Here is a 21,086-nt window from a genome sequence, read left to right as displayed (position 1 = left end):
CTATGGGCCTGTTCAACGCCATCATGGCGCTTTCGGGTGCCGCGGACATCGATATCATCGAGGACGAGCGCATGTCGCGCCATACCACCTACCGTGTAGGTGGTCCTGCCTCGCTGTTCATAACCTGCCAGAGCTACCATGGTTTGCGACGTGCGGTTGAAGTGCTCTCGCGCGAGCAGATTCCCTGGGTTCTTTTGGGAAGGGGATCGAATATTCTCGTTTCCGATGACGGATACCAGGGGGCTGTGATCGTTTTGGGACGTGAGTTCCAGCGCACTGTTATCGCCGAAGACGGCGTTCACGTCACGGTGGGTGCGGCGACTGTGCTCTCGCGCCTTGTTAACGAAATGATGTCGCGCGGGCTTTCGGGCCTGGAGTTCACTGTGGGCATTCCCGGTACCGTGGGCGGTGCCGTCTCTATGAACGCAGGCACTCGACGCGAATGGATTGGCCAGCTGGTCGAGTCCCTTGTCACGTATGTTCCGGGCGAGGGCTTGCGCTATTACGATCATGACGATATCTATTGGGGCTATCGCGAGACGGGTCTTCCCGGTTCCGAGATCGTTCTTGAGGCAACCCTTGTTTTGAAGCCTGGTAAAAAAGATGACATCCGCGAGCGCATGGAGCGCTATCTGGGGCGTCGGCGTCGCTCGCAGCCTATCGGTAAGGCTTCGTGCGGTTCTGTTTTTCGTAATCCATCCGATAAAAGTGTCGGCGCTATGATTGACGACTGTGGATTGAAGGGTTTTTCGGTTGGCGGCGCGGAGGTTTCTCCCGTTCACGCTAACTTTATTGTCAATAATGGGTCGGCAACGGCCAAAGATGTTCTGTCCGTGATTCAGCACGTGCACGCGAAGGTTAAGGAAACGTATGGCGTCGAGCTACAGCCGGAAGTCAAATTCCTCGGCTTCTAATGGGAAGCCGACGCCTCGTCGTGCCGTAACGTCGTCTTCTCGTCCTCGCACGTCTTCGTTGGGGCCTTCGTCTTCTCGTTCCACAGGGCGCCCTCATCAGGCTCGTCAGTCACAGTCCATAGCCAAGCGGCCCCGTCCGTCCTCGCGTCCTCAGGGAGCGCGTCCGATACCGCGTCAATCGAGCGCCGGTCGTCAGCTTGCGCGTCCGGCTTCGGCGCGTCCGAGTGCCGGTCGCCCGTCGGCTCGTCCGCACACCCAACCGTCCGCGCGGCGGACGGCGAGCCTTGCGCGTCGCGGAAACGTTTCCCTCCGCCGCACCATGTCGCCTACACCTCCCGTGCGTCCGCAGCGTCCTGCTTCGCGCTCGCAGATGACACCTATCGGTCGTGGCGTGGCGGCTCGCCCACAATCTTCCTCGAGACTCAAAATGCCCGACCGCCGCTCCACCGGTTCGCTTTCTCGGGGCAATACAAAGCGGGAAAACCCGGTTCTCGGCGCTATTCGCTCTGTCGCCTCTTCAATTCATCTGCCGCAGCTGTCCTCTTCAGCTCGTCTTGTTGCAAGCGCCGCCGCTGCCGTGGTCGTGGTTCTTTTTATCGTTGGGACCATTCTGTTCAAGTCGAGCCTCTTTGCCGCCACGGATATCGAGATCAACGGTTCGGAGCATATTTCGAAGGAGACCGCTCAAAAGCTTATCGACCTCCCCGACGACACGACGTTGCTCAACGTCGATAGCGATGCGATTGTCCAGAGTCTTAAAAAGAGTCCTTGGGTGAAGGGCGTGGATGTAAAGCGCGAGTTCCCCCATAAGCTCATCATCACGCCTACCGAGCGCAAGGTCGTGGCCGTTGCCTATATCTCTGCCGATAATGTGGCTTGGGCCATCGGAGATGACGATACCTGGATCGCGCCCGTTTCGCTTGCCGTGGGCCTTGATGCCGATGGCAACGTGGTGGATGCAACGGGACTTGCTGCGCCGGCAGCCGATAACCACACGGACGATTCTTCATCGGAAGACGCCTCCGACGATAGCCAGGACGTCTCCTCCGATTCGATGGATGATTCTGACAGTAGCGATGTGCCCGATGCCCAGGCAGACGCTGCGGATGCAAAAGATGGCCAGGAGCCCGTCAAAACTGCCGACGGCGTAACCCTGCTTTCGGGCGAGGATGCCGCTCGCGCGGTGGCGCAGCAGCTCAATGCCGTGCTTCTCACCAATATGGGTACCGATGTTTCGCCTTTGAGCGGCTCGAAGGTAAAGGGGGAGGGCTTGGCTGCGGCGCTCAAGTATATCGCGGGTTTCTCGCCTGATTTCCTGGCGCAGGTCAAAAGTTTCTCGGTCCCCTCGGTTCAGGCTCTTGCCTGCAACCTCGACAACGGCGTTGAGGTTTCCTTGGGCGATGCCGACGACATTCAAAAGAAGGAACGCATCGTGACCAAGCTTTTGGAGGAGCAGAAGGGGGTTACCTATATTAATGTGAGAACGCCCGACGCCTACACATATCGTTCGGTCGATCTGTAGGGGCGCTCGAGCGCCTGAGCTTGAGTTCCGTGAGCGGCATAGCCGTTTACCTGCGAAATCCATATTTTTGATTACGGGGGTTTGACTTATTTGCCCTCAATGTGCAAACATACCATGGTTTACCTCGACATTTAATCTCTACTTGAGGGTTAACGTCGTATAAACGCAAAGCGCCTTACCCACTGTTCGGAGGACCGTCAAATGCACGAGAACGAGATCAATAATTATCTTGCCGTCATCAAGGTGGTGGGTGTAGGTGGCGGTGGCACCAACGCCGTCAACCGCATGATCGAAGAGGGCATTCGCGGCGTCGAGTTCGTCGCTATCAACACCGATGCGCAGGCATTGGCTATTTCCGATGCTGACATCAAGGTTCACATCGGTACCGACCTTACCCGTGGTCTGGGCGCAGGCGCGAACCCCGAGGTTGGCCGTAAGGCAGCAGACGAGAGCCGCGACGATATCTCCGAGGCGCTCGCCGGCGCCGACATGGTGTTCATTACGTGCGGCGAGGGCGGTGGCACCGGTACCGGAGCCGCTCCCATCGTTGCCGATATCGCTATGAACGAAGTTGGCGCGCTTACCGTCGCTGTTGTGACCAAGCCCTTCACCTTCGAGGGCCGCAAACGCAAGTCTTCTGCCGAAGAGGGTATCAAGACGCTTTCCGAGTGCGTTGACACCATGATCGTTATTCCTAACGACAAGCTGCTCGACATCGCCGAGAAGAAGACCACGATGCTTGAGGCATTCGCTACTGCCGATGGCGTGCTTTCTCAGGGTACCCAGGGCATTACGGACCTCATCACCGTCCCGGGCATCATTAACCTGGACTTCGCTGACGTCAAGACCATCATGAAGCAGGCTGGTACCGCCATGATGGGCATTGGCACCGCATCCGGCGACACCCGCGCCGTGGACGCTGCTCAGCAGGCCATTTCCAGCCGCCTGCTCGAGAGCTCCATCGATGGCGCCACGCGCGTGCTTCTTTCCATTGCCGGCTCCAAGGACCTGGGCATCCAGGAGATCAACGACGCTGCCGACCTTGTGGCCAACGCTGTCGACCCCGAGGCCAACATCATCTTCGGTACCGTTGTCGACGAATCCCTGGGTGACCAGGTTCGCATCACCGTTATCGCTACTGGCTTTAGCGATGCCAACGTCAACCGTCAAGATCAGCTGTTTGGCCAGACCCAGTCTTCTGCCTCGAAGTCTGCAAGCGATGCCTCCACGCCGGCGCATGCTGCCCCCGCAGCAACGCGCAACGTGGGCGGCTCTGAGCTTCCCAACTTTGGCAACGAGCAGTTTGAGCTGCCCGATTTCTTGAAGCGCGGCAATTTCTAACAGCTTTTTGCAGGATGTTTCCTGCGGGATAGTTTGAACCACAGGGGGTGCGGATACGATATTCCGCACCCCCTGTTCTGCATTTATTTCAATCGGTCTCCTCTTTAGGGTGATCGCATCTCTCGAAGGGAGCATGGCATGGCGTGCGGACAGCCAATTAAGCTTGAGCGCCTGACAAATAACGGCGTGACGGTCGTGGGCGGTGAGGAGTACGGTATCGCATTTGGGTTTACCGAGCGCACCGGTGGTGTCTCTGCTTCTCCGTACGCTTCCTTGAATTTGGGAACCCATGTTGGCGACGATCCGCTGGCGGTTGCCGAGAACCGTCGTCGTGCGCTTGCTGCTTTGGGAGGGGAGGCCTATCTTGATTGCCTGCTAGTGCCCAATCAAGTTCATGGAGACAATGTCGTCGTAGTCGATTCTGCCGATGCATCCGTTCTCGACTCCGTGCGCGCCCGCATTGCCAAAGGGGCCGATGCTATCGTTTGCACGCAGGCGCAGGTGCCCGTCATGCTTTGCTTTGCCGATTGCGTACCGGTTATCCTGACCTGCCCGGGAGGCTTTGCAGTGGTGCATTCCGGCTGGCGCGGCACGTATGCGCGCATCGCCGCATCTGCCGCCCGTGTCCTTTCTGGGGCGACATGCATGCCCATTGAGCAAGTCCATGCGTATATCGGACCGCATATTCTTGGAGATGAATACGAGGTATCGTCTGATTTGCTGCATACATTCGCTTTACAATTTGATAGCATTAAAGAATCTGCGTCGCGCAAGCTTGATCTTGTACGCGCCATTGAACAGTCCCTTGTAGAAGTGGGAGTTCCTCTGTGCGGGATTCACGATACACGTCTCTCGACCATGAGCCTCAACGAGAGGTTTTACTCGTATCGCAAAGAGCAGGGAATGTGCGGCCGTCATGCTGCCCTGGCTCTTATGCGGTAAGTCGACGTTCCTTTTTGGCATGCGTAGCCGCTGGTTTGATGCTTCCGCTCACCGGTTGCCATACATCTGCGTCCTCGTCCAAGCAAATTACCGTGGCGGGTTCTACCACCTGCCTGCCCATCGCCGAGTCTGCCGCCGAGGGTTACCAGGATGAGACCGGCGTCTCGGTGCTGGTGAGTGGCCTGGGTTCTTCCGCGGGCATCGAGGCCGTCGCAAACGGCACGGCAGACATCGCCTCGTCTTCGCGTCAAGTAAATGCCGACGAGCAGAAACTCGGCCTCACCGAGATCGTTATCGCTCACGATGGCATCGCCGTGATCGTTAACACCGATAATCCCGTGCAGAATCTCTCGACCGATCAGCTGCGCGACATCTATGCCGGCAAGATCACCAATTGGAGTCAAGTGGGCGGCGATGATCTAACGATTCAGCTCGTCAACCGCGATGAGGCATCCGGTACGCGCGAGGCCTTCAAATCCATCGTCATGGACGGGGCCTCCTTTGATCGCCGCGCCGCTGTCCTTTCCGGTACCGGTCAAGTGCGCGATGTCGTGAGCCGCAGTGCGGGTGCCATCGGTTACATTTCTCTTGGCTTTGTGGAGTCCAAGTTCGCTCAGACCGCCGTACGCGCCATTAGCGTGAACCACGTCGAGCCCTCCGAGAAGACAATTGCCTCGGGTGGTTATCCTATTTCCCGCGATTTGTATTTTTACGTCAAGGGAACGCCGAACCCCGAGGCTCAGGCATATATCGACTACGTGATCTCCGACAAGATGGATTCCATCGTGCGCGACGCGGGCTTTATTCCCGTGACCGACGACGAATCTTCGGGGGAGTGAGTGCATGGAGGACCAGACCATGGAAGAGACGCCCAGCGCGGCTCCCAAACGCGAGCTCGCGCTCGTTTCGCATGCAACGTATGTTAAGGAGAAAGCTCTCCAGTACCTCTTTTTCGCCTGTGCGTTTTTGGCGGTTGTGACGGTTATCTTGATCTTCGCGTTCACCACGTACAGTGCATTCCCCGTTTTTACCGATATTGGGCTTGCCAACTTTTTTAGCCTTACCTGGGCTCCGAGCGAGGGCGAGTATGGTATCGTCTCGCTGCTTGCGGGCTCCGGCCTTGTGACTGTTGGCGCGCTTGTCATGGGCGTGCCGCTTGGCGTGGGAACGGCAGTGTACCTGGTGGAGATTGCGAGCGATCGCGTTCGCAAGATCATCAGCCCTGCAGTTGACCTGCTGGCAGGCATTCCTTCGATCATCTACGGCTTCTTTGGCATGGTGATTATCCGCCCGTTCGTGGCTCAGATTTCTGACGGACTGGGTTTTGGCGCGCTTACCGCGTGGTTTGTTCTTGCCATCATGATCGTTCCTACGATTACCACGCTTACCATGGATGCTTTGAACTCCATCCCCATGGGCATTCGAGAGGCGAGCTACGCTATGGGCGCCACCAAGTGGCAGACCATCTACAAGGTTGTTCTTCCTGCCGCTAAGCTCGGCATCGTCGACGCCATCGTTCTTGGCATGGGCCGTGCTATCGGCGAGACCATGGCGGTTCTTATGGTGGTGGGCAACGCTCCCGTTATCCCGTCTTCCATCGCGAGCCCCATCTCTACGCTCACGAGTCAGATTGCGCTCGATATGAGCTATTCGAGCGGTCTTCACCGTTCTGCCCTGTTTGGTATGGGCGTGGTTTTGTTCATTATTTCCGCTGCGCTCGTGGGCATCGTGCGCTTGATTTCGAAGAAGAGGAGGTAGGGCATGGCTGACCAATCCGCTCAGACCGATGAGCTTACCTCGCGCAAGCGCATTAAGCGCGCCCTCTCTCATGGCAAGGCCGGTCGCATCTCCAAGGACACGTCCAACAAGGTGATGCTCGGTGTTTTTCGTGCCGCGGCCTATATCACGACGCTGGTGCTCGTTGCCATCATCGCTTATGTGGTGATCAACGGCTTACCGCACATCTCGCCCGATTTCATCTTTGGCTGGCCCGAGGGCGTCAATGCCGAGGGCGGTATCTGGCCCACCATCGTCTCCACCATCTACGTCACGGCGCTTGCCATGCTCATCTGCACGCCTATCGCCGTGCTTGCAGCCGTCTATCTTGCCGAGTACGCCAAGCAGGGACGTTTGGTCAATATCATTCGATACGCAGCCGATGCCCTGGCTTCGGTACCCTCGATCGTCATGGGCCTGTTTGGCTACGCGCTGTTCGTTGAGGCTATGGGCCTGGGTCTCTCCATGCTCTCCGCTGCTATGTCTCTGGCGTTGCTCATGCTCCCCATCGTCATGCGCACGACCGAGGAGGCCATCCGCGCCGTGCCGCGCTATATTCGCTGGGGTGCATATGGATTGGGTGCCACCAAGTGGCAGGTCGTGAGTAAGATCGTGCTTCCTTCTGCCTTTGGCCGTATTGCCACGGGCATCGTGCTTGCCATCGGCCGCGCCATCGGAGAGACCGCTGTCGTGCTCTACACCATGGGCCAGGCTATCAATATGCCTATCACGCCGCTTGATTCCGGTCGCCCCATGACCGTTCACCTGTACCTGCTTGCCAACGATGGTATCAACATGAATGCAGCCTATGGCACCGCGCTTTTGCTGATGATTATCATTCTTGCGTTCAACCTGTTCTCTCGCTATCTGTCGCGTCGAAGCCGATAAGTCGCCCAAAGGAGTCCCATGTCTGTCTATCAGTCCGCGCCCACGCCCGAGTCGAGCGCCATTATCGCCAAGGATTTTGACTTCTGGTACGGAGATTTCCATGCGCTCACCGGCCTTGATGTCAATATCGCCCGCAACAAGATCACTGCGTTTATCGGTCCTTCGGGTTGTGGCAAGTCGACCTTCCTGCGCTGTATGAATCGCATGAACGATCTGATCGAGGGAACGCACGTGAGCGGCTCGATGTCGCTCGACGGTAACAACATCTACGCTCCGGGCGTGGACCCTGTCGATTTGCGCCGTCGCGTGGGCATGATCTTCCAGCAGCCCAATCCTTTCCCTAAATCCATTTACGAGAATGTCGCTTTTGGCCCCCGACTGCAGGGCGTGACTAGCAAAAGCGACCTCGACGATATCGTCGAAGAGTCCTTAAAGCGCGCCAACCTATGGAAAGAGGTCTCCAATCAGCTCTCGAAAGACGGCTTGGCGCTCTCTGGTGGCCAGCAGCAGCGACTGTGCATCGCTCGCGTTCTGGCTGTGCAGCCGGACGTTCTCCTGATGGACGAGCCTTGCTCCGCCATCGATCCCACCTCCGTTCAGAAGGTCGAGGACCTGATGGCCGAGCTTGCGCCCGAGATGACGATCATCATCGTCACGCATAGCATGCAGCAGGCAGCACGAATCTCCGATTACACGGCATTCTTCTTACAAGAAGTTGCGGGCGAGCCTGCTACACTTATCGAGTATGGTCAAACCGACGCGATCTTTACTAGTCCCATGGATCGTCGCACGGAAGACTACATCACCGGTCGTTTTGGCTGATTCGCGTCCGGTGCCCGTTTCTTGCGAGTTGCACATGCTCGCATCTGTCTGATTGGAGAAAACCATGCGCAAGCTCTTTTCGCGTCAACTTGTCGAGGCGCGCCACGAGATGCTTTCCATCTACGAGGCCGTCGACCTAACGCTTCACGATGCTGTCACCGCTTTTTTGACAAGCGACAAGAAGCTCGCCAATAAGACCAAGAAATCGACGCTTCAGATCGATGCGCGCTGCGCCAATCTTGAAGCCGTGTGCTACAACCTCATCGCGACGCAGGGCCCGGTGGCATCCGACTTCCGTTTGCTGCAGACCATCATCTATATCGATTTCAACCTGCAGCGCATGACCGATAAGGTGCGCCAGATCGCTCGTGCGGCAAAGCATAAGGTTAAGGCCGATATCGAGCTGCCTTCCGAACTCAACGACCTGATTTTGCGCGAGGCCGATTGCGTCTATCGCGTTGTGGGCTCTTCCATCTCTGCACTTGTGAACAACGATATGAGCATCGTTTGTGGCCTTTCCGACCAGGACGAACCTGTGCACCAGATCTACGAAGAGTTCTTCCGCACGTACAATCGTATGAGCGCCCCCGAGCTCTCGGACGATAACTCCTATGACGACCTGCGCCGCACGATCATGGTGTCACGCTATCTGGACCGTGCTGCCTCCATCTCCATCGATGCAGCATGCCGTTTGACCTTCCTGCTCACCGGCCAGCGTCTGACCGCTTCCGACCTCGCTGATATCGACGAGGATGAGCTGGAGAGCATGCGCGTTCCTTCCGGCGAGGGCGTGGTCTTGGACCCCAAGACCGATGCACAGTACGTTGCTAAGCTTCCACTGGATGAGGTGGGCGAGCAGCTCCGTCGTCTAATCGAGTCTTTGAATGATGACGACGAAGTCGATGCCGATGATGACGAGGCCGTAGCTACTGAGGAGTAGTCATTCGCTCTCTGCCACTTGGCATGCAAATAAACTAAGGTTTATGAATTTAGGCGCGGTGCCCGCAGCGGTACCGCGCCTTTGCGTTAGTATGGCAAAAAGTCGTAAACCCTAAGGTGGACGGGATGATGAGCATGGCTCAGACATATCTTGATGATCTGCGTCGTCGCCGCGAGGAGATTCTTGAGCGGGTTGATATCGCGCTTGGCCACGCTGGCCGCTCCCGCGAGGACGTCAAGATCATGGCGGTGTCCAAGACGGTTGATATTGATGCCGCAGCCGATGCCGTGCGCGCGGGTTATACCTTGCTGGGGGAGAACCGCCCGCAGGAGCTCGTGCGTAAATTCGAGGGCTTGCATGCTATCGATGATTTGCCCCAGGTCCGTCTGGATATGATTGGCAACTTGCAGAAGAATAAGATTAATGCCGTGCTCGGTCATGCCGAGGTGATTCATTCTATCGAATCGCTCGACCTGGCTCGTGCGGTATCCCAGCGCGTCTCTCGTCGCTTGGAGGCGGGGGAGTTTTTTGCTCCTCAGCAGGTTCTTTTGGAGGTTAATGTGAGCGGCGAGGAGTCGAAGTCGGGGTTTGCGCCCGAGGCTCTTCGCGCATGCATCGAGGATCTCATGGAGCTTTCTGGCATTTCCGTTCGTGGGCTTATGACAATGGCCCCACGGGGTAGCAAAGAGGTGGCTGCAAAGACCTTCGCCGGTCTGCGCGAGCTTCGCGATGAGCTTGAGGGGGTCTATCCCTCTTTGACGCTCAGCGAACTCTCGTGCGGCATGAGTGAGGATTTCGATGTAGCCATTGAAGAGGGCTCTACCCTCATTCGCCTTGGTAGGGTGGCATTTAACCCATCCTTTGCACTACAATAACCACAGGCTGATGCGTGTGGTTTGACCATACACCCACCTATACATCAATCGCACTACGGGCAGAAAGGTACCATCGTGGGCTTTCTAGATGAACTCAAGAACAAGCTCCCCTTCGGCCAGGCGGGGGCTTATCCCGAAGATGATTACGGCGCAGAAGAGGGCTACGACGATGCCTATTATGATGATGCGCCAGAAGGCGGCTATCCAGATGATTCCTATGGCGCCGGCTCTTATGGTTCGTCGGGCAGCTATGGGTATGATGACGAGCCCAGTAACGGGGTTCTTGGCCAGACGCGTCGTGGCGAGGCTGAGTCTGTAGCAGTGTATACGCGCAGCGGTCAGCTTGTTGGCGATGCCGATCGTCATGCAACTACGTATAATCCTCCCGCGCGCTCGCAGGATGCTGTTGCATATCGTCCGGGTGCCTATGACACCCCTTCGAGCTACGCGGGCGGCATGCATTCTGCGGCCCCTTCCACACCGGCTCAGACGTCCTCCGCGGCTGCGACCGCGGCTCGTGTCGATGCTGTGATTAACGGTACGCCGCAGCTTCCGGCTTATGTCTTGCGCCCCGAGAGCTATGACGATGTCGAGACCGTGGTTCGTCGCGTGCGCACCAAGCAGCCCGTTGCCCTGGTGTTCGTGGGCGTTCGCACCGAAGTTGCCAAGCGTGTGCTCGACTTCTCCTATGGTTTTGCCTGTGGGCTGGGCGCTTCCGTGCGCGAGGTGGGCGACCGTGTGTTCATGGTGCTGCCCCAGGGCTGCGAGGTTAAGGATTCCGACCTGGCCAAGCTGCGCGCCGATGGCTATCTCAAGAGCTAGGTGAGTGCGTGAATCCTTATACTATCGTTAATCTCATTAATACCCTGGTCAACTTCTACAGCACGCTGATCGTGATTTGGTGCCTGCTCACATGGATTCCCATGAAGCGGGATGGCTTGCTTGCCGACATCGCCGCCGTGATTGGATCTCTGGTCAATCCGTATCTCAACCTGTTTCGGAAAATGATGCCTTCGACGATGGGTATCGATTTCTCTCCGGTAATTGCAGTTCTTGCGTTGACCGTGGCGGAACGTTTGCTGATTAGTATAATTTTGTGAGGACGCGAGTGCTCTTGGCAACGACGACCTTGAGCATGGCGAATGAAAGGAATGTTTTAGATGGCTATTACACCAGCTGATATTCAGGCTCAGACTTTCTCCGAGGCCAAGCGCGGCTATGATCCCGGTGAGGTCGATGTTTTCCTGGAGCAGGTTTCTGCTGAGGTCGATGCGATGCTTAACAAGATCGTGGACCTTAAGAATCGTTTGACCGCCACCGAGCAGCAGCTTACCGATGCGCAGAATCAGCTTGCGCAGGCCCAGGCCGCTCCGGCTCCCGCGCCCGCTCCTGCTCCCGTTGCGCCTGATTACACCGCTAGCGAGCGTCAGATCTCTGCCGCTCTTATCGCTGCCCAGCAGACTGCCGACAACATTGTTAGCGAGGCTCGTGAGAATGCCGAGCGCATCAAGAACGAGGCCGACGCCAAGGCACGCGAGGTCATTCGTCAGGCTCTCGCCGAGAAGCAAAACGAGATTGAGGAGATCGATCGCCTGAAGGCTTCCCGTGAGGACTTTAAGAACGAGTACATGAAGCTCGTTCAGCACTTCATGGACGAGGCACAAAACTCCTTCCCGCGCGATCTGATGAGCTCTACGCCTACTGGTTCCGCTGCTGCTCCCGTGGCAGCTGCTCCTGCAGCCCCGGTTGCCGCTCCGGCTCCCGCCGCTCCCGTCGCCGCGCCTGCTGCTGTTGCCGATCCGTTTGCTCCGATTGACAACTTTGGCATGGACGATCTGGACTAGCAATCACAGTTTATATTCACGATACGCAAAACGGGGGTCTTTTCGAATTGCCGAAAAGACCCCCATTTGCCGTTTAACCGGGAAAATGACCGTCTACCGATGCCGTTGAGCTGGGATTTTGCCGCTCTGGTATAAATAGATTGTCGTTGGTGCCGCTCAGCATGTAAGTGCTGAGCGGTTTTTTTGTTAGATGGTGAAATCCTCGGGCGAGATGCAGCGAGTCTCGCGTGCCTCGGGCGCGGCGATTATCTCGGCGGGATAACCAAGCGGGAGCATACTGATGGGGCGCAGGCCTGCAGGCAGGCCGAACTGCTCTTTGATGACCTGTGGGTCAAATGCGCAAACCCAGCAGGTTCCCAGCCCCTGCTCTGTTGCTGCCATCATCATCTGGTCCACAACGATAGAGGTGTCGATCTCGCTTGAGTTCATCTGGTCGTACTTGCGAACCCAGGCGCGTTCGGTCTCGGCACAGGCGATGATGATTGCGGGAGCTCCAAAGATGCTGCCGTTGCGCTCAAAACGCGGGCAGGCGAGGGCGGCGCGTGCAAGATCGTCTTTGCTCGTGCATACCTTGATTCGCGTCGGGTGTTTGTTGCAGGCAGAAGGGGCAATTCGTCCGGCTTCGATTACGCGCGCGAGCACGTCATCTTCAACAGGGCGGTCTTCGTAGCGACGGCAGGAGAAACGAGCGCGCGTAAGATCTTCAAAAGACATGGCAATTCCTTTCAAGAAGCGCCGGCATGATTCGTCATTCAATTGTAGCGCGATAGGAGTCGCATGAACCGAGGGGATGCCTTAGCTGTTTTTCATGGCAATCGTCGCAGCGGTTTCGGCGACATGCTCAAGGGAGTCGGCGCAGAGCTCCAGGAACGTGTAGACGTCGCGCCATGCGATAACTTGCAGGGGGTCGCTGCAGGTGGTGTGCAGCTCGCGCATCGCATGGACATACAAGTCATCGGCTTCCTCCTCGATGGAGTTGATGGCAATGACGCGCTGCTGGAGGGTCTTGGATTTCTTAAACTGCGGGAGCTCGTCCATCAGGGCGCGCATCTCCTTGCAGCCGCGCACGACGGTATCGACCATCTGGAGTGCGTCGGGGCGAATCTCAAGGATATTGTCAAAGTACAGGCGGTGAAGGACGCCTTCGACGTGATCGGTCACCGCGTCGAGCTGGTTGCTTAGAACCTCCATGTCCTCGCGCTCCATTGGCGTGATGAACGCCTTGACAAGGGCGTCGGACATCTGGTGGCGCAGCTCGTCGGCCGATTGTTCGATGGCGTGCATCTCGTCGAGCTTTCCGCGAATTTCGCCGGGGTTAAACGAGCTCATGATGTTGGCGAGAAACTCGGCTGCCTTGCAAGAGCGGTCCGCGCAGGCGCGATAGTTGTCGAAGAAAAACGTATCGTTCTTTTTAGCCATGATGAATCCTTAACTGACGGTCTAGAACAGGAACATGAAGAGCTTTGCCATCGCGTAGCTGATGATGCCGCATCCGGGGAACGTGAAAATCCAGGTGAGCATCATGTCTTTAACGACGCCAAAGTTAATGGCAGAAAGACGGCGAACCGCACCGACGCCCATGATGGCACTTGTCTTGGTGTGCGTGGTCGATACGGGAATGCCCAGCACGGTCATGACCAAAAGGCACAGAGAGCTGGAGAGGTCGGCAGAAAAACCCTGGTATTTTTCGAGTTTCACCATGTCCATGCCTACGGACTTGATGATCTTCTCGCCGCCCACGCTCGTGCCCAGGCCCATGGTTGCGCTGCAAAGCACCATAAGCCATACGGGGATTACGGCTCCGGCAACATCGGGCTGGCCAGAGGCAAATGCCACGCCCAGGAAGAGCACGCCGATAAACTTCTGGCCGTCTTGCGCGCCATGCATAAAGCTCATGGTTGCGGCGCCAAAGATCTGTGCGTACTTAAAGAACGTGTCGGTACGCCGACGGTCGAGGCCTGCGCAAATAACGGTAACCACTTTTGCGGTTGCCCAGCCAATCGCAAAGCCAAAGAACAGGCTCATCACCAAGCCATAGATGACCTTGATCCATTCGTCCATATTGACGCCGCCGGCGCCTCCCAGGGCAATGGCGGCTCCGGTGAGACCGGCGATGAGGCTGTGGCTTTCGCTGGTTGGGATACCAAAGATAGAGGCGCCCACGCTATAGACCACAATGGAGAAGAGCGCTGCGCACAGCGCTATAAGCGCCATGGTCGTATCTCCGCCAAAGTCGACCATATTGCTGATGGTCGAGGCTACGCTCGCGTTGATATGGGTCATGATAAGAACGCCAAAGAAGTTGCAGATGGCGCTCATGATAATGGCCGATCGTACGCGCATGCACCGCGTGGTGACGCAGGTGGCGATGGCATTAGGGGCATCGGTCCAGCCGTTGACGAAGATGACGCCCAACGTAAGGGCAACGGTGATTGCCAAAACAGGATTCGAGGTTACCTGTTGGAGAAAAGACGCAAGAGAGATTCCCACGACGTCCGCCTTAATCGAATTTCGATACAAACGTGAACTAAGATACCCGTTACACGACCCTGACGCACGGTCGATGTTTGCGGGCGTAGCTATTTTCTCGGCAATCGACGATTTGGTAAAGCGTTTTAAGCGTTTTGGGAAAGAGAAAGACGAAGTGGGCCGATAAGCCGGGTTCTGTCGTGGACGATCATTTATCTTTGCCCGCACACCAAGGTGCGCGGTGCAGTAGTCGCACGCAACCCGAACGCGGACCGGGCCAGCCCATAGCGTTCCTATTCGCGTTTGCTCCGGATGGGGTTTACCAAGCCGCCGCGTCACCGCGGCGCTGGTGGTCTCTTACACCACCGTTTCAGCTTTTCCCTTTACGTGCGCCAAGGCGCGCGCAGGTGGGAGTCTTCTTTTCTGCGGCACTAATCCGTCGGGTCACCCCGCCTGGCCGTTAGCCAGCATCCTGCCCTGCGGAGCCCGGACTTTCCTCACGGACGACATGCCCCTGACGGGACTGCGTACGCGCGATCGCCTGGCCCACTTCGCAGGGAAGCATTGTAGCACACGCTATAATGCATGCAGATATACGACGCGCGCCGCAACTTCATTTGCACAAATGGATTATGGGCTCGCGCATGGCTGATACGAGACGAAAGGTCGATGCGCCTATGTTGATTAAAGAATTCTGTGCCGAGAACTTCGAGCATGTTGCCGAGGCAATCGATGCTGGCGCCAAGCGAATCGAGCTGTGCGACAACCTGGCTGTGGGTGGAACCACGCCTTCGTACGGCGTGATCGCGCACACCTGTGAGTACGCCTTGTCTCATGGCGTGGCTGTGATGACGATGATTCGCCCGCGCGGTGGCAACTTTGTCTACTCCGACGAAGAAGTCGAGATGATGTTGGACGATATCGAGGTGGCGCGCAGCCTGGGCAGCACGGGTGTTGTCTTTGGCTGCCTGACCGAGGCGGGGGAGTTGGACATCCCTGCACTCGAGCGCCTGATCGCCATGGCGCATGTTCCCACGGTAGAGTCTGAGCGCGGCATGCGCATTACCTTCCACATGGCCTTTGACGCTATGCCTGCCGAGCTTCAGTTCGACGCAATCGATTGGCTTTCCGAACATGGCGTCGATCGCATCCTGACCCATGGTGGTCTTGCCGGCACCAACATCGATGACAACATCCCCCGTCTGCAGGAGCTTGCCGAGTACGCTGCGGGCAGTCTGATCATTCTCCCGGGCGCAGGCATTACCTATGCCAATGCCGAGCAGGTTGCGAGTGCCGTGGGCGTCTCCGAGGTGCATGGCACCAAGATCGTGAAGCTTGGGTAGGCGTTTGTGGAGAGCTATTTCACGTTGCGCGCGGGCGTCGAGGCAACCGGGGAGTTTGTCGATCGTAAAAGCCGCTTTATCGCCCAGTTGGTCCATATTGAATCCGAGGAAGAGGCAAACGACTTCATCGCTGCCGTTCGCGCGCGCCATTACGATGCGCGCCATAACGTCCCCGCTTGGATTTCCACCGATGGTCGCGAGCGACAATCCGACGACGGCGAGCCTAGCCGAACGAGCGGGATGCCCACGCTCGAGGTGCTGCGTGGTGAGGGCCTTAAGGACGTCTGCTGTGTGACCACGCGTTACTTTGGCGGAACCCTTTTGGGCCCCGGTGGCCTGGTGCGCGCCTATACCGCTGCGGCGCAGGCGGCGGTGGCGCATGCGCGCGAGGCGGGCATGCTCGTCGAGATGACGAGTGTGACGCCGGTCGATGTCACTCTTGATTATGCTCAATACGAGCAAGTTCTCCATATAGCCGAAGGCCTGGGTGCCGCTGTTGCCTCGACCGATTTTACCGATCGTGTGGTCTTGCACCTTGTATTTCGCTCGGGTGAGGAACTTCCGTTTTGCGACAAGATGCGCGAGCTCATGGCGGGGCACGAAGAGATCTTGGTGGCTCCGGCGCACTTTGCCGAGTTTACGCGCCAGTAGGTCGTGCGCCAAGGTTGCTTGTCATATGCATGAAGAAGGTCCCGCCCAGGCGTTGGAAAACGTTCTGGGCGGGACCTTGCTATGCATATCGTCTATAGACAGCTGGGCTACGCCTGCTGCTCGCCGATGATCTGAATGGCGATCTCGACGGCGTCGTCGATGCAGCCGGGACAGCTGCGGATAGGGCCGGCATCGGAACCTACGCCCTTAAGCTCTCGACAGATGGTCGTCGTGTTTTTATCCTTGAAGCGCGCGGCGGCCTCGCGGGAGAGCTTATAGGAGTGTCGCTTGGTTGTGGGGTTCGCCATGCCCTCGCTGTTCAACAGGCCCAAGATGGCGACGGCTCCCGAGAGGGCACCGCAGGTCTCTGTCATGCCACCCATGCCCGCGCCGAATCCCTCGAGAATACGAAACGCGGTATTGGTATCAAAACCCAGTGCCGGGGCAAGCGAGCAGGCGACGGCTTGAGCGCAGTTGAATCCCTGTTTATGGTAGGCGGCTGCCTGAGCCTTGCAGGCCTCGAGGTCGAGTTTGGTCATGTCGATGGCGTTCATGGTTACTCCTTTCGCTGGCTATTTCGTTCGCTCGACATTGTACTCGCATTTTGGGCGGCGGGGGATGCGGTTTATGGTGCCGCATGGCGGCTGGTCAAGCGCCTCGCGATGCGGGATAATCCTATGCAATTTATGGGTTGAGCAGGGTAAAGCCGGGGAGTATCTTTTTCCTATTCCGCACAAACAAAGGAGCATCTAATGACCGAACAGCGTATGGATACCATTTGCGTCCAGGGTGGATATCATCCGGGCGATGCCGAGCCGCGCCAGGTTCCCATCTACCAGTCCACCACATGGAAGTACGACACTTCCGAGCATATGGGCCGTTTGTTCGACCTGGAGGAGAGCGGTTATTTCTACAGCCGTCTGCAGAACCCCACCTGCGACCTCGTGGCGGCAAAGATCGCCGAGATGGAGGGCGGCTCTGCGGCCATGCTCACCAGCTCCGGCATGGCAGCGAACTTCCTTGCCATTTTCAATATCGCCGAGGCGGGCGACCATGTGGTGGCAAGCTCCGCTATCTACGGCGGTACATATAACCTGCTATCGCATACCATGAAGCGCATGGGCCTTACCTGCACCTTCGTGGCACCCGATTGCTCTGACGAGGAGCTCGAGGCAGCTTTTAGGCCCAACACCAAGCTCGTTTTTGGCGAGACCATCGCGAACCCGGCCCTTGCCGTACTCGATATCGAGCGCTTCGCCGCGGCGGCGCATGAGCACGGCGTACCTCTGATGGTCGACAACACGTTCCCCACGCCCGTGATGTGTCGCCCTATCGAATGGGGCGCCGATATCGTTACGCACTCAACCACCAAGTACATGGATGGTCATGCCGCCTACCTGGGCGGTGTGATCGTGGATGCTGGCAAGTTCGACTGGATGGCTCATGCCGATACGTTCCCGGGCCTCACTACGCCCGACGAGAGCTACCACGGCGTGACCTATGCCGAGAAGTTCGGCCTTGAAGGCGCCTTCATCACCAAGGCGACCGCGCAGCTCATGCGCGATCTGGGCCCCATGCAGAATCCGCAGGCTGCGTTCTTCCTCAACAGCTCGCTCGAGAGCCTGCACGTGCGCATGCCGCGCCACTGCGAAAACGGCCTGGCTGTGGCAACGTACCTCAATAACCATCCCAAGATCCGCTTTGTGAGCTACCCGGGCCTTGAAGGCGATCCTTATTACGAGACTGCGAAGAAGTACATGCCCAACGGCACCTGCGGTGTTGTGAGCTTTGGCTTTGAGGGTGGCCGCGCCGCAGCAGAGACTTTCATGAAGAACCTCTCCCTTTGCCAAATCGCTACGCACGTGGCCGATGCTCGTACCTGCTGCCTGCATCCCGCAAATGCAACGCATCGCCAGATGAACGATGCCGAGCTTGAGGCCTGTGGCATCAGCCCCGATATGGTGCGCCTGTCCTGCGGCCTCGAGTCCTCGCAGGACCTGATTGCCGATATCGAGCACGCCCTTTCGCTTGTCTAGAAAAGCGAGTCGTGCGCGAGGTGCGGGTGTCGTGTTCTTGCCATGCTTTCGGGGCATGAATCGGCCTGCGTAGTAGAATAAAGCGGAATATTCGGTGCCTTCGGCGCGCGTGGTTGCCCCTCGCGCGCCGAGACCGTAAAGAGGAGCATATATGGCAAAGAACACCGTTTTGACGCTCAAGAAGAAAGTTGACGAGGGCGGTAAGGTCACCATGGTGACCAGCTATGACTACACGATGGCGGCGCTTGTCGAAGAAGCCGGTATCGATATGATCCTCGTGGGCGATTCTCTGGGCATGACCATGATGGGCTACGATTCGACCTTGCCCGTGACTATGGACGACATGGTTCATCATACGCGTTGCGTTACGCGCGCCTGCAATGACACCTTTGTGGTGGGCGACATGCCTTTTGGCTCTTACCAAACCGACATTCCCACTGCTGTGGCAAACGCTGCGCGTCTTATGAAGGAGGGCCGTTGCCAGGCCGTTAAGCTTGAAGGCGGCGTGACCGTTTGCGAGCAGATCCGCGCGATGACGCAGGCGGGTATTCCCGTGGTGGGGCATATCGGCCTCACACCGCAGTCCGTCAATGCCTTTGGCGGCTTTAAGGTGCAAGGCAAGTCTGTGGAGGCGGCCAAGCAGCTCGTCGAGGATGCCTTGGCCATCGAGGCCGCGGGCGCTTTCTCGATTGTGCTCGAGTGCGTGCCGGCAGACCTTGCCACCTATGTGACCGAGCAGTTGAGCTCGGCATTCACGATCGGCATCGGTGCCGGTAGCGGCACGGACGGCCAGGTGCTTGTCGCGCAGGACCTGCTCGGTATGACCACGGGCGGATTCAAGCCCAAGATGGTGCGTCAGTTTGGACAGATCGGCGAGGCCATGAAGCAGGCCTATCGCGCCTATGATGAAGCTGTCCAGTCGGGAGATTTCCCCGCTGCCGCCGAAAGCTACAAGATCGATCCCGCCGTGATGGAGGAGCTTCGCGCCGCCAAATAACGAGGTCGGCTGATCATCTAACGTTACCGTTATCGAGGAGTTAATGATGCAAACAGCAGCTACCGTTGCCGAGGTCCGCGAGCAGGTGCGCGCATGGAAGCGTGAAGGCCTGACGATCGGACTCGTTCCCACCATGGGATTTTTGCACGAGGGCCACAAGAGCCTGATCGTGCGCGCTGCGGCCGAGAACGATCGCGTTGTCGTGTCCGACTTCGTGAACCCCACGCAATTTGGTCCTACCGAGGATCTGGAGAGCTACCCGCGCGATTTCGATCGCGACTGCAAGCTCTGCGAGGAGGCCGGCGCCGCACTGGTCTTTCATCCCGATCCCTCCGAGATGTATGCGCCTAACGCCTGCACCTATGTGAACATGGACGAGCTCACGCATGAGCTCTGTGGCCTTACGCGCCCGATCCACTTCCGTGGCGTGTGCACTGTCGTCTCCAAGCTTTTTAATATCGTGTGCCCCGACCGCGCCTACTTTGGCCAGAAGGACGCCCAGCAGCTCGCTGTCATCCGTCGTATGGTTCGCGACCTTAATTTTGGCATCCAGATTGTGGGCTGCCCAATCATCCGCGAGGAGGATGGCCTGGCCAAGAGCTCGCGCAACACGTATCTTTCCGCCGAGGAGCGCGTGGCGGCGCTGTGCCTTTCGCGCGCCGTGTTTGCCGGCCAGAAGATGGTCGAGGAGGGCGAACGTGACGCCGCGACGGTGCTCGACGCAATGAGGGCCATTATCGAGGCCGAGCCGCTTGCCAAGATCGACTATGTGAAGATGGTCGACTTCGAGAACATCGTGCAGATCGAAAAGATCGGCGACGAGCCTGTCTTGTGCGCTATGGCTGTCTACATTGGCAAGACGCGCTTGATCGATAACTTTATCTTTGATCCGAAGGCGTAGGACATGCTCACGCCGGTTGGATTTGTGGGGGCTGGAAAGGTGGGCTGCTCGCTTGCGCGCTATCTGCAACAAGAGCCGATGCTTGGACAGCCGGGGTTCTTTAGCAGGTCGGCGGAGCACGCCCGCGAGGCGGCGAAGTTTTGCGAGGGCTTTGCGTACGACTCATTGGCAGGCCTTGCCCACGACAACCGGCTCATCTTTCTGACGGTGCCCGATGGTGCCATTCGCGAGCTTGCGGAAGGGCTTGCCGACTGCGGCGTGGACCTTACCGGAAAGATTGTTATGCACTGCTCGGGTGCGACTTCGTCCGATGCACTTACGGCGTGCCGCGAAGCCGGCGCGCACATTGCCTCCATGCACCCGCTCTATGCGGTGAGTAGCCGCTTTGAGTGCTGGCGCGAGCTTGGGCATGCGTGGTTTTCGCTTGAGGGCGATGATGAGGCTGTCTGCCTGCTCGAGGCCATCCTCGATAGGCTTGGCAACAAGCATGCACGTATTGATGCGGCGGACAAGGTGCGCTATCACGCGGCTGCCGTCATGGCGTCAAATTTGGTCGTTGGCCTGTATCACGAGGCGGCTTCGCAGCTTGCCGCATGCGGTTTGAGCCAGGACGACGCCGAAGCCGCCCTGGCCTCGCTGTTCTTGGGCAACGCGGAGCACATCGCCCACAACGGTTGCGCCGCGGCACTTACCGGACCCGCTGCCCGAGGGGACACTCGGACTATCGAGGCTCATCTGAGCTGTCTTTCTGGAGATGATCGACAGATCTACCAGCTTCTGACTAATGTGTTGTACCGTATTGCGGCGCAACGTTAGCGCAACCAC

The 21,086-nt window shown here is 57.8% G+C and carries 23 protein-coding genes and 1 other RNA gene; 19 read left to right on the top strand and 5 right to left on the bottom strand.

Annotated elements, in window-relative coordinates; all coding sequences use genetic code 11:
• Nucleotides 1–2: 2 nt before the first annotated feature.
• The 13 genes from murB to HF320_RS05560 all read left to right on the top strand — a co-directional run bounded on the left by murB (nucleotide 3) and on the right by HF320_RS05560 (nucleotide 11,864).
• On the top strand, nucleotides 3–914 hold the full coding sequence (gene murB / locus HF320_RS05620; protein ID WP_022386989.1) for a UDP-N-acetylmuramate dehydrogenase: 912 nt from the start codon (nucleotides 3–5) through the stop codon (nucleotides 912–914).
• A 427-nt stretch (nucleotides 915–1,341) separates the two neighbouring features.
• Entirely contained in the window at nucleotides 1,342–2,436 is a 1,095-nt protein-coding gene (locus HF320_RS05615) for a cell division protein FtsQ/DivIB (RefSeq protein WP_169277403.1), read from the top strand.
• Nucleotides 2,437–2,637: 201 nt separating this feature from the next.
• Nucleotides 2,638–3,777 (top strand): cell division protein FtsZ, encoded by a 1,140-nt coding sequence (gene ftsZ, locus HF320_RS05610; protein ID WP_169277402.1) that lies wholly within the window; start codon nucleotides 2,638–2,640, stop codon nucleotides 3,775–3,777.
• A 138-nt stretch (nucleotides 3,778–3,915) separates the two neighbouring features.
• On the top strand, nucleotides 3,916–4,719 hold the full coding sequence (locus HF320_RS05605; protein ID WP_169277401.1) for a purine nucleoside phosphorylase YfiH/LACC1 family protein: 804 nt from the start codon (nucleotides 3,916–3,918) through the stop codon (nucleotides 4,717–4,719).
• 38 nt (nucleotides 4,720–4,757) lie between these two features.
• Nucleotides 4,758–5,558, top strand: a complete 801-nt coding sequence (locus HF320_RS05600; RefSeq protein ID WP_169277460.1) for a phosphate ABC transporter substrate-binding protein — start codon at nucleotides 4,758–4,760, stop codon at nucleotides 5,556–5,558.
• A gap of 4 nt (nucleotides 5,559–5,562) precedes the next feature.
• Complete coding sequence (gene pstC, locus HF320_RS05595) at nucleotides 5,563–6,477, top strand: phosphate ABC transporter permease subunit PstC (RefSeq protein ID WP_169277400.1); 915 nt, start codon at nucleotides 5,563–5,565, stop codon at nucleotides 6,475–6,477.
• A 3-nt stretch (nucleotides 6,478–6,480) separates the two neighbouring features.
• Complete coding sequence (pstA, locus tag HF320_RS05590; RefSeq protein WP_169277399.1) at nucleotides 6,481–7,383, top strand: phosphate ABC transporter permease PstA; 903 nt, start codon at nucleotides 6,481–6,483, stop codon at nucleotides 7,381–7,383.
• A gap of 18 nt (nucleotides 7,384–7,401) precedes the next feature.
• Nucleotides 7,402–8,205 (top strand): phosphate ABC transporter ATP-binding protein PstB, encoded by an 804-nt coding sequence (pstB, locus tag HF320_RS05585; RefSeq protein ID WP_022386981.1) that lies wholly within the window; start codon nucleotides 7,402–7,404, stop codon nucleotides 8,203–8,205.
• Between the two features lie 64 nt (nucleotides 8,206–8,269).
• Entirely contained in the window at nucleotides 8,270–9,145 is an 876-nt protein-coding gene (locus tag HF320_RS05580) for a phosphate signaling complex PhoU family protein (protein WP_169277398.1), read from the top strand.
• 134 nt (nucleotides 9,146–9,279) lie between these two features.
• The gene (locus HF320_RS05575) at nucleotides 9,280–10,020 is read left to right on the top strand and encodes a YggS family pyridoxal phosphate-dependent enzyme (RefSeq protein WP_432417937.1); all 741 of its coding nucleotides are present in this window, start codon (nucleotides 9,280–9,282) and stop codon (nucleotides 10,018–10,020) included.
• A 75-nt stretch (nucleotides 10,021–10,095) separates the two neighbouring features.
• On the top strand, nucleotides 10,096–10,842 hold the full coding sequence (locus HF320_RS05570; protein WP_169277397.1) for a cell division protein SepF: 747 nt from the start codon (nucleotides 10,096–10,098) through the stop codon (nucleotides 10,840–10,842).
• Between the two features lie 8 nt (nucleotides 10,843–10,850).
• Nucleotides 10,851–11,120, top strand: a complete 270-nt coding sequence (locus HF320_RS05565) for a YggT family protein (RefSeq protein WP_022386977.1) — start codon at nucleotides 10,851–10,853, stop codon at nucleotides 11,118–11,120.
• 60 nt (nucleotides 11,121–11,180) lie between these two features.
• A complete protein-coding gene (locus HF320_RS05560) occupies nucleotides 11,181–11,864 on the top strand; it encodes a DivIVA domain-containing protein (RefSeq protein WP_169277396.1) in 684 nt (227 codons plus the stop codon).
• A gap of 186 nt (nucleotides 11,865–12,050) precedes the next feature.
• Here HF320_RS05560 and HF320_RS05555 read toward each other — a convergent pair whose 3' ends face one another.
• The 4 genes from HF320_RS05555 to rnpB all read right to left on the bottom strand — a co-directional run bounded on the left by HF320_RS05555 (nucleotide 12,051) and on the right by rnpB (nucleotide 14,886).
• A complete protein-coding gene (locus HF320_RS05555; RefSeq protein ID WP_169277395.1) occupies nucleotides 12,051–12,578 on the bottom strand; it encodes a nitroreductase family protein in 528 nt (175 codons plus the stop codon).
• Nucleotides 12,579–12,659: 81 nt separating this feature from the next.
• Nucleotides 12,660–13,283: a DUF47 domain-containing protein gene (locus HF320_RS05550; protein ID WP_169277394.1), complete on the bottom strand. Its 624-nt coding sequence runs from the start codon at nucleotides 13,281–13,283 to the stop codon at nucleotides 12,660–12,662.
• 21 nt (nucleotides 13,284–13,304) lie between these two features.
• Nucleotides 13,305–14,354 (bottom strand): inorganic phosphate transporter, encoded by a 1,050-nt coding sequence (locus HF320_RS05545; protein WP_169277393.1) that lies wholly within the window; start codon nucleotides 14,352–14,354, stop codon nucleotides 13,305–13,307.
• A 147-nt stretch (nucleotides 14,355–14,501) separates the two neighbouring features.
• Nucleotides 14,502–14,886, bottom strand: an RNA gene (gene rnpB, locus HF320_RS05540) — RNase P RNA component class A.
• A 91-nt stretch (nucleotides 14,887–14,977) separates the two neighbouring features.
• Here rnpB and HF320_RS05535 point away from each other — a divergent pair.
• Nucleotides 14,978–15,676: a copper homeostasis protein CutC gene (locus HF320_RS05535; protein WP_284697864.1), complete on the top strand. Its 699-nt coding sequence runs from the start codon at nucleotides 14,978–14,980 to the stop codon at nucleotides 15,674–15,676.
• 6 nt (nucleotides 15,677–15,682) lie between these two features.
• Nucleotides 15,683–16,327: a YigZ family protein gene (locus HF320_RS05530; protein WP_169277392.1), complete on the top strand. Its 645-nt coding sequence runs from the start codon at nucleotides 15,683–15,685 to the stop codon at nucleotides 16,325–16,327.
• A 107-nt stretch (nucleotides 16,328–16,434) separates the two neighbouring features.
• On the opposite strand, the gene HF320_RS05525 is transcribed toward HF320_RS05530, so the two are convergent.
• On the bottom strand, nucleotides 16,435–16,881 hold the full coding sequence (locus HF320_RS05525) for a C-GCAxxG-C-C family protein (protein WP_211158959.1): 447 nt from the start codon (nucleotides 16,879–16,881) through the stop codon (nucleotides 16,435–16,437).
• 198 nt (nucleotides 16,882–17,079) lie between these two features.
• On the opposite strand from HF320_RS05525, the gene HF320_RS05520 reads away from it, so the two are divergent.
• From HF320_RS05520 to HF320_RS05505, 4 genes are all read left to right on the top strand, one after another.
• Nucleotides 17,080–18,363, top strand: a complete 1,284-nt coding sequence (locus HF320_RS05520; protein ID WP_169277391.1) for an O-acetylhomoserine aminocarboxypropyltransferase/cysteine synthase family protein — start codon at nucleotides 17,080–17,082, stop codon at nucleotides 18,361–18,363.
• A gap of 151 nt (nucleotides 18,364–18,514) precedes the next feature.
• On the top strand, nucleotides 18,515–19,360 hold the full coding sequence (gene panB, locus HF320_RS05515) for a 3-methyl-2-oxobutanoate hydroxymethyltransferase (protein ID WP_022386969.1): 846 nt from the start codon (nucleotides 18,515–18,517) through the stop codon (nucleotides 19,358–19,360).
• Between the two features lie 43 nt (nucleotides 19,361–19,403).
• Nucleotides 19,404–20,261 carry a pantoate--beta-alanine ligase gene (gene panC / locus HF320_RS05510; RefSeq protein ID WP_248276608.1) on the top strand — a complete coding sequence of 286 codons (858 nt, stop codon included), beginning with the start codon at nucleotides 19,404–19,406 and terminating at the stop codon, nucleotides 20,259–20,261.
• Between the two features lie 3 nt (nucleotides 20,262–20,264).
• Nucleotides 20,265–21,077, top strand: coding sequence for a Rossmann-like and DUF2520 domain-containing protein (locus HF320_RS05505; protein ID WP_169277390.1), 813 nt, complete (start codon nucleotides 20,265–20,267; stop codon nucleotides 21,075–21,077).
• Nucleotides 21,078–21,086 lie beyond the last annotated feature (9 nt).

The sequence above is a fragment of the Collinsella acetigenes genome, from assembly GCF_012844445.1.
GTDB lineage: Bacteria > Actinomycetota > Coriobacteriia > Coriobacteriales > Coriobacteriaceae > Collinsella > Collinsella acetigenes.
Note: the sequence above shows the minus strand (reverse complement) of the source record. Positions and strands in the feature narration are given on the sequence as shown.

What these genes read in the sequence shown, in the direction of transcription:
- HF320_RS05615 (WP_169277403.1), top strand. Translation starts at nt 1,342, where the DNA reads ATGCCCGACCGCCGCTCCACCGGTTCGCTTTCTCGGGGCAATACAAAG.
- HF320_RS05535 (WP_284697864.1), top strand. Translation starts at nt 14,978, where the DNA reads ATGGCTGATACGAGACGAAAGGTCGATGCGCCTATGTTGATTAAAGAA.
- panB (WP_022386969.1), top strand. Translation starts at nt 18,515, where the DNA reads ATGGCAAAGAACACCGTTTTGACGCTCAAGAAGAAAGTTGACGAGGGC.
- HF320_RS05555 (WP_169277395.1), bottom strand. Translation starts at nt 12,578, where the DNA reads ATGTCTTTTGAAGATCTTACGCGCGCTCGTTTCTCCTGCCGTCGCTAC.
- HF320_RS05600 (WP_169277460.1), top strand. Translation starts at nt 4,758, where the DNA reads ATGCTTCCGCTCACCGGTTGCCATACATCTGCGTCCTCGTCCAAGCAA.
- pstA (WP_169277399.1), top strand. Translation starts at nt 6,481, where the DNA reads ATGGCTGACCAATCCGCTCAGACCGATGAGCTTACCTCGCGCAAGCGC.
- HF320_RS05580 (WP_169277398.1), top strand. Translation starts at nt 8,270, where the DNA reads ATGCGCAAGCTCTTTTCGCGTCAACTTGTCGAGGCGCGCCACGAGATG.
- HF320_RS05520 (WP_169277391.1), top strand. Translation starts at nt 17,080, where the DNA reads ATGACCGAACAGCGTATGGATACCATTTGCGTCCAGGGTGGATATCAT.
- panC (WP_248276608.1), top strand. Translation starts at nt 19,404, where the DNA reads ATGATGCAAACAGCAGCTACCGTTGCCGAGGTCCGCGAGCAGGTGCGC.
- pstC (WP_169277400.1), top strand. Translation starts at nt 5,563, where the DNA reads ATGGAGGACCAGACCATGGAAGAGACGCCCAGCGCGGCTCCCAAACGC.
- HF320_RS05525 (WP_211158959.1), bottom strand. Translation starts at nt 16,881, where the DNA reads ATGAACGCCATCGACATGACCAAACTCGACCTCGAGGCCTGCAAGGCT.
- HF320_RS05605 (WP_169277401.1), top strand. Translation starts at nt 3,916, where the DNA reads ATGGCGTGCGGACAGCCAATTAAGCTTGAGCGCCTGACAAATAACGGC.
- murB (WP_022386989.1), top strand. Translation starts at nt 3, where the DNA reads ATGGGCCTGTTCAACGCCATCATGGCGCTTTCGGGTGCCGCGGACATC.
- HF320_RS05560 (WP_169277396.1), top strand. Translation starts at nt 11,181, where the DNA reads ATGGCTATTACACCAGCTGATATTCAGGCTCAGACTTTCTCCGAGGCC.
- pstB (WP_022386981.1), top strand. Translation starts at nt 7,402, where the DNA reads ATGTCTGTCTATCAGTCCGCGCCCACGCCCGAGTCGAGCGCCATTATC.
- HF320_RS05550 (WP_169277394.1), bottom strand. Translation starts at nt 13,283, where the DNA reads ATGGCTAAAAAGAACGATACGTTTTTCTTCGACAACTATCGCGCCTGC.
- HF320_RS05505 (WP_169277390.1), top strand. Translation starts at nt 20,265, where the DNA reads ATGCTCACGCCGGTTGGATTTGTGGGGGCTGGAAAGGTGGGCTGCTCG.
- ftsZ (WP_169277402.1), top strand. Translation starts at nt 2,638, where the DNA reads ATGCACGAGAACGAGATCAATAATTATCTTGCCGTCATCAAGGTGGTG.
- HF320_RS05575 (WP_432417937.1), top strand. Translation starts at nt 9,280, where the DNA reads ATGGCTCAGACATATCTTGATGATCTGCGTCGTCGCCGCGAGGAGATT.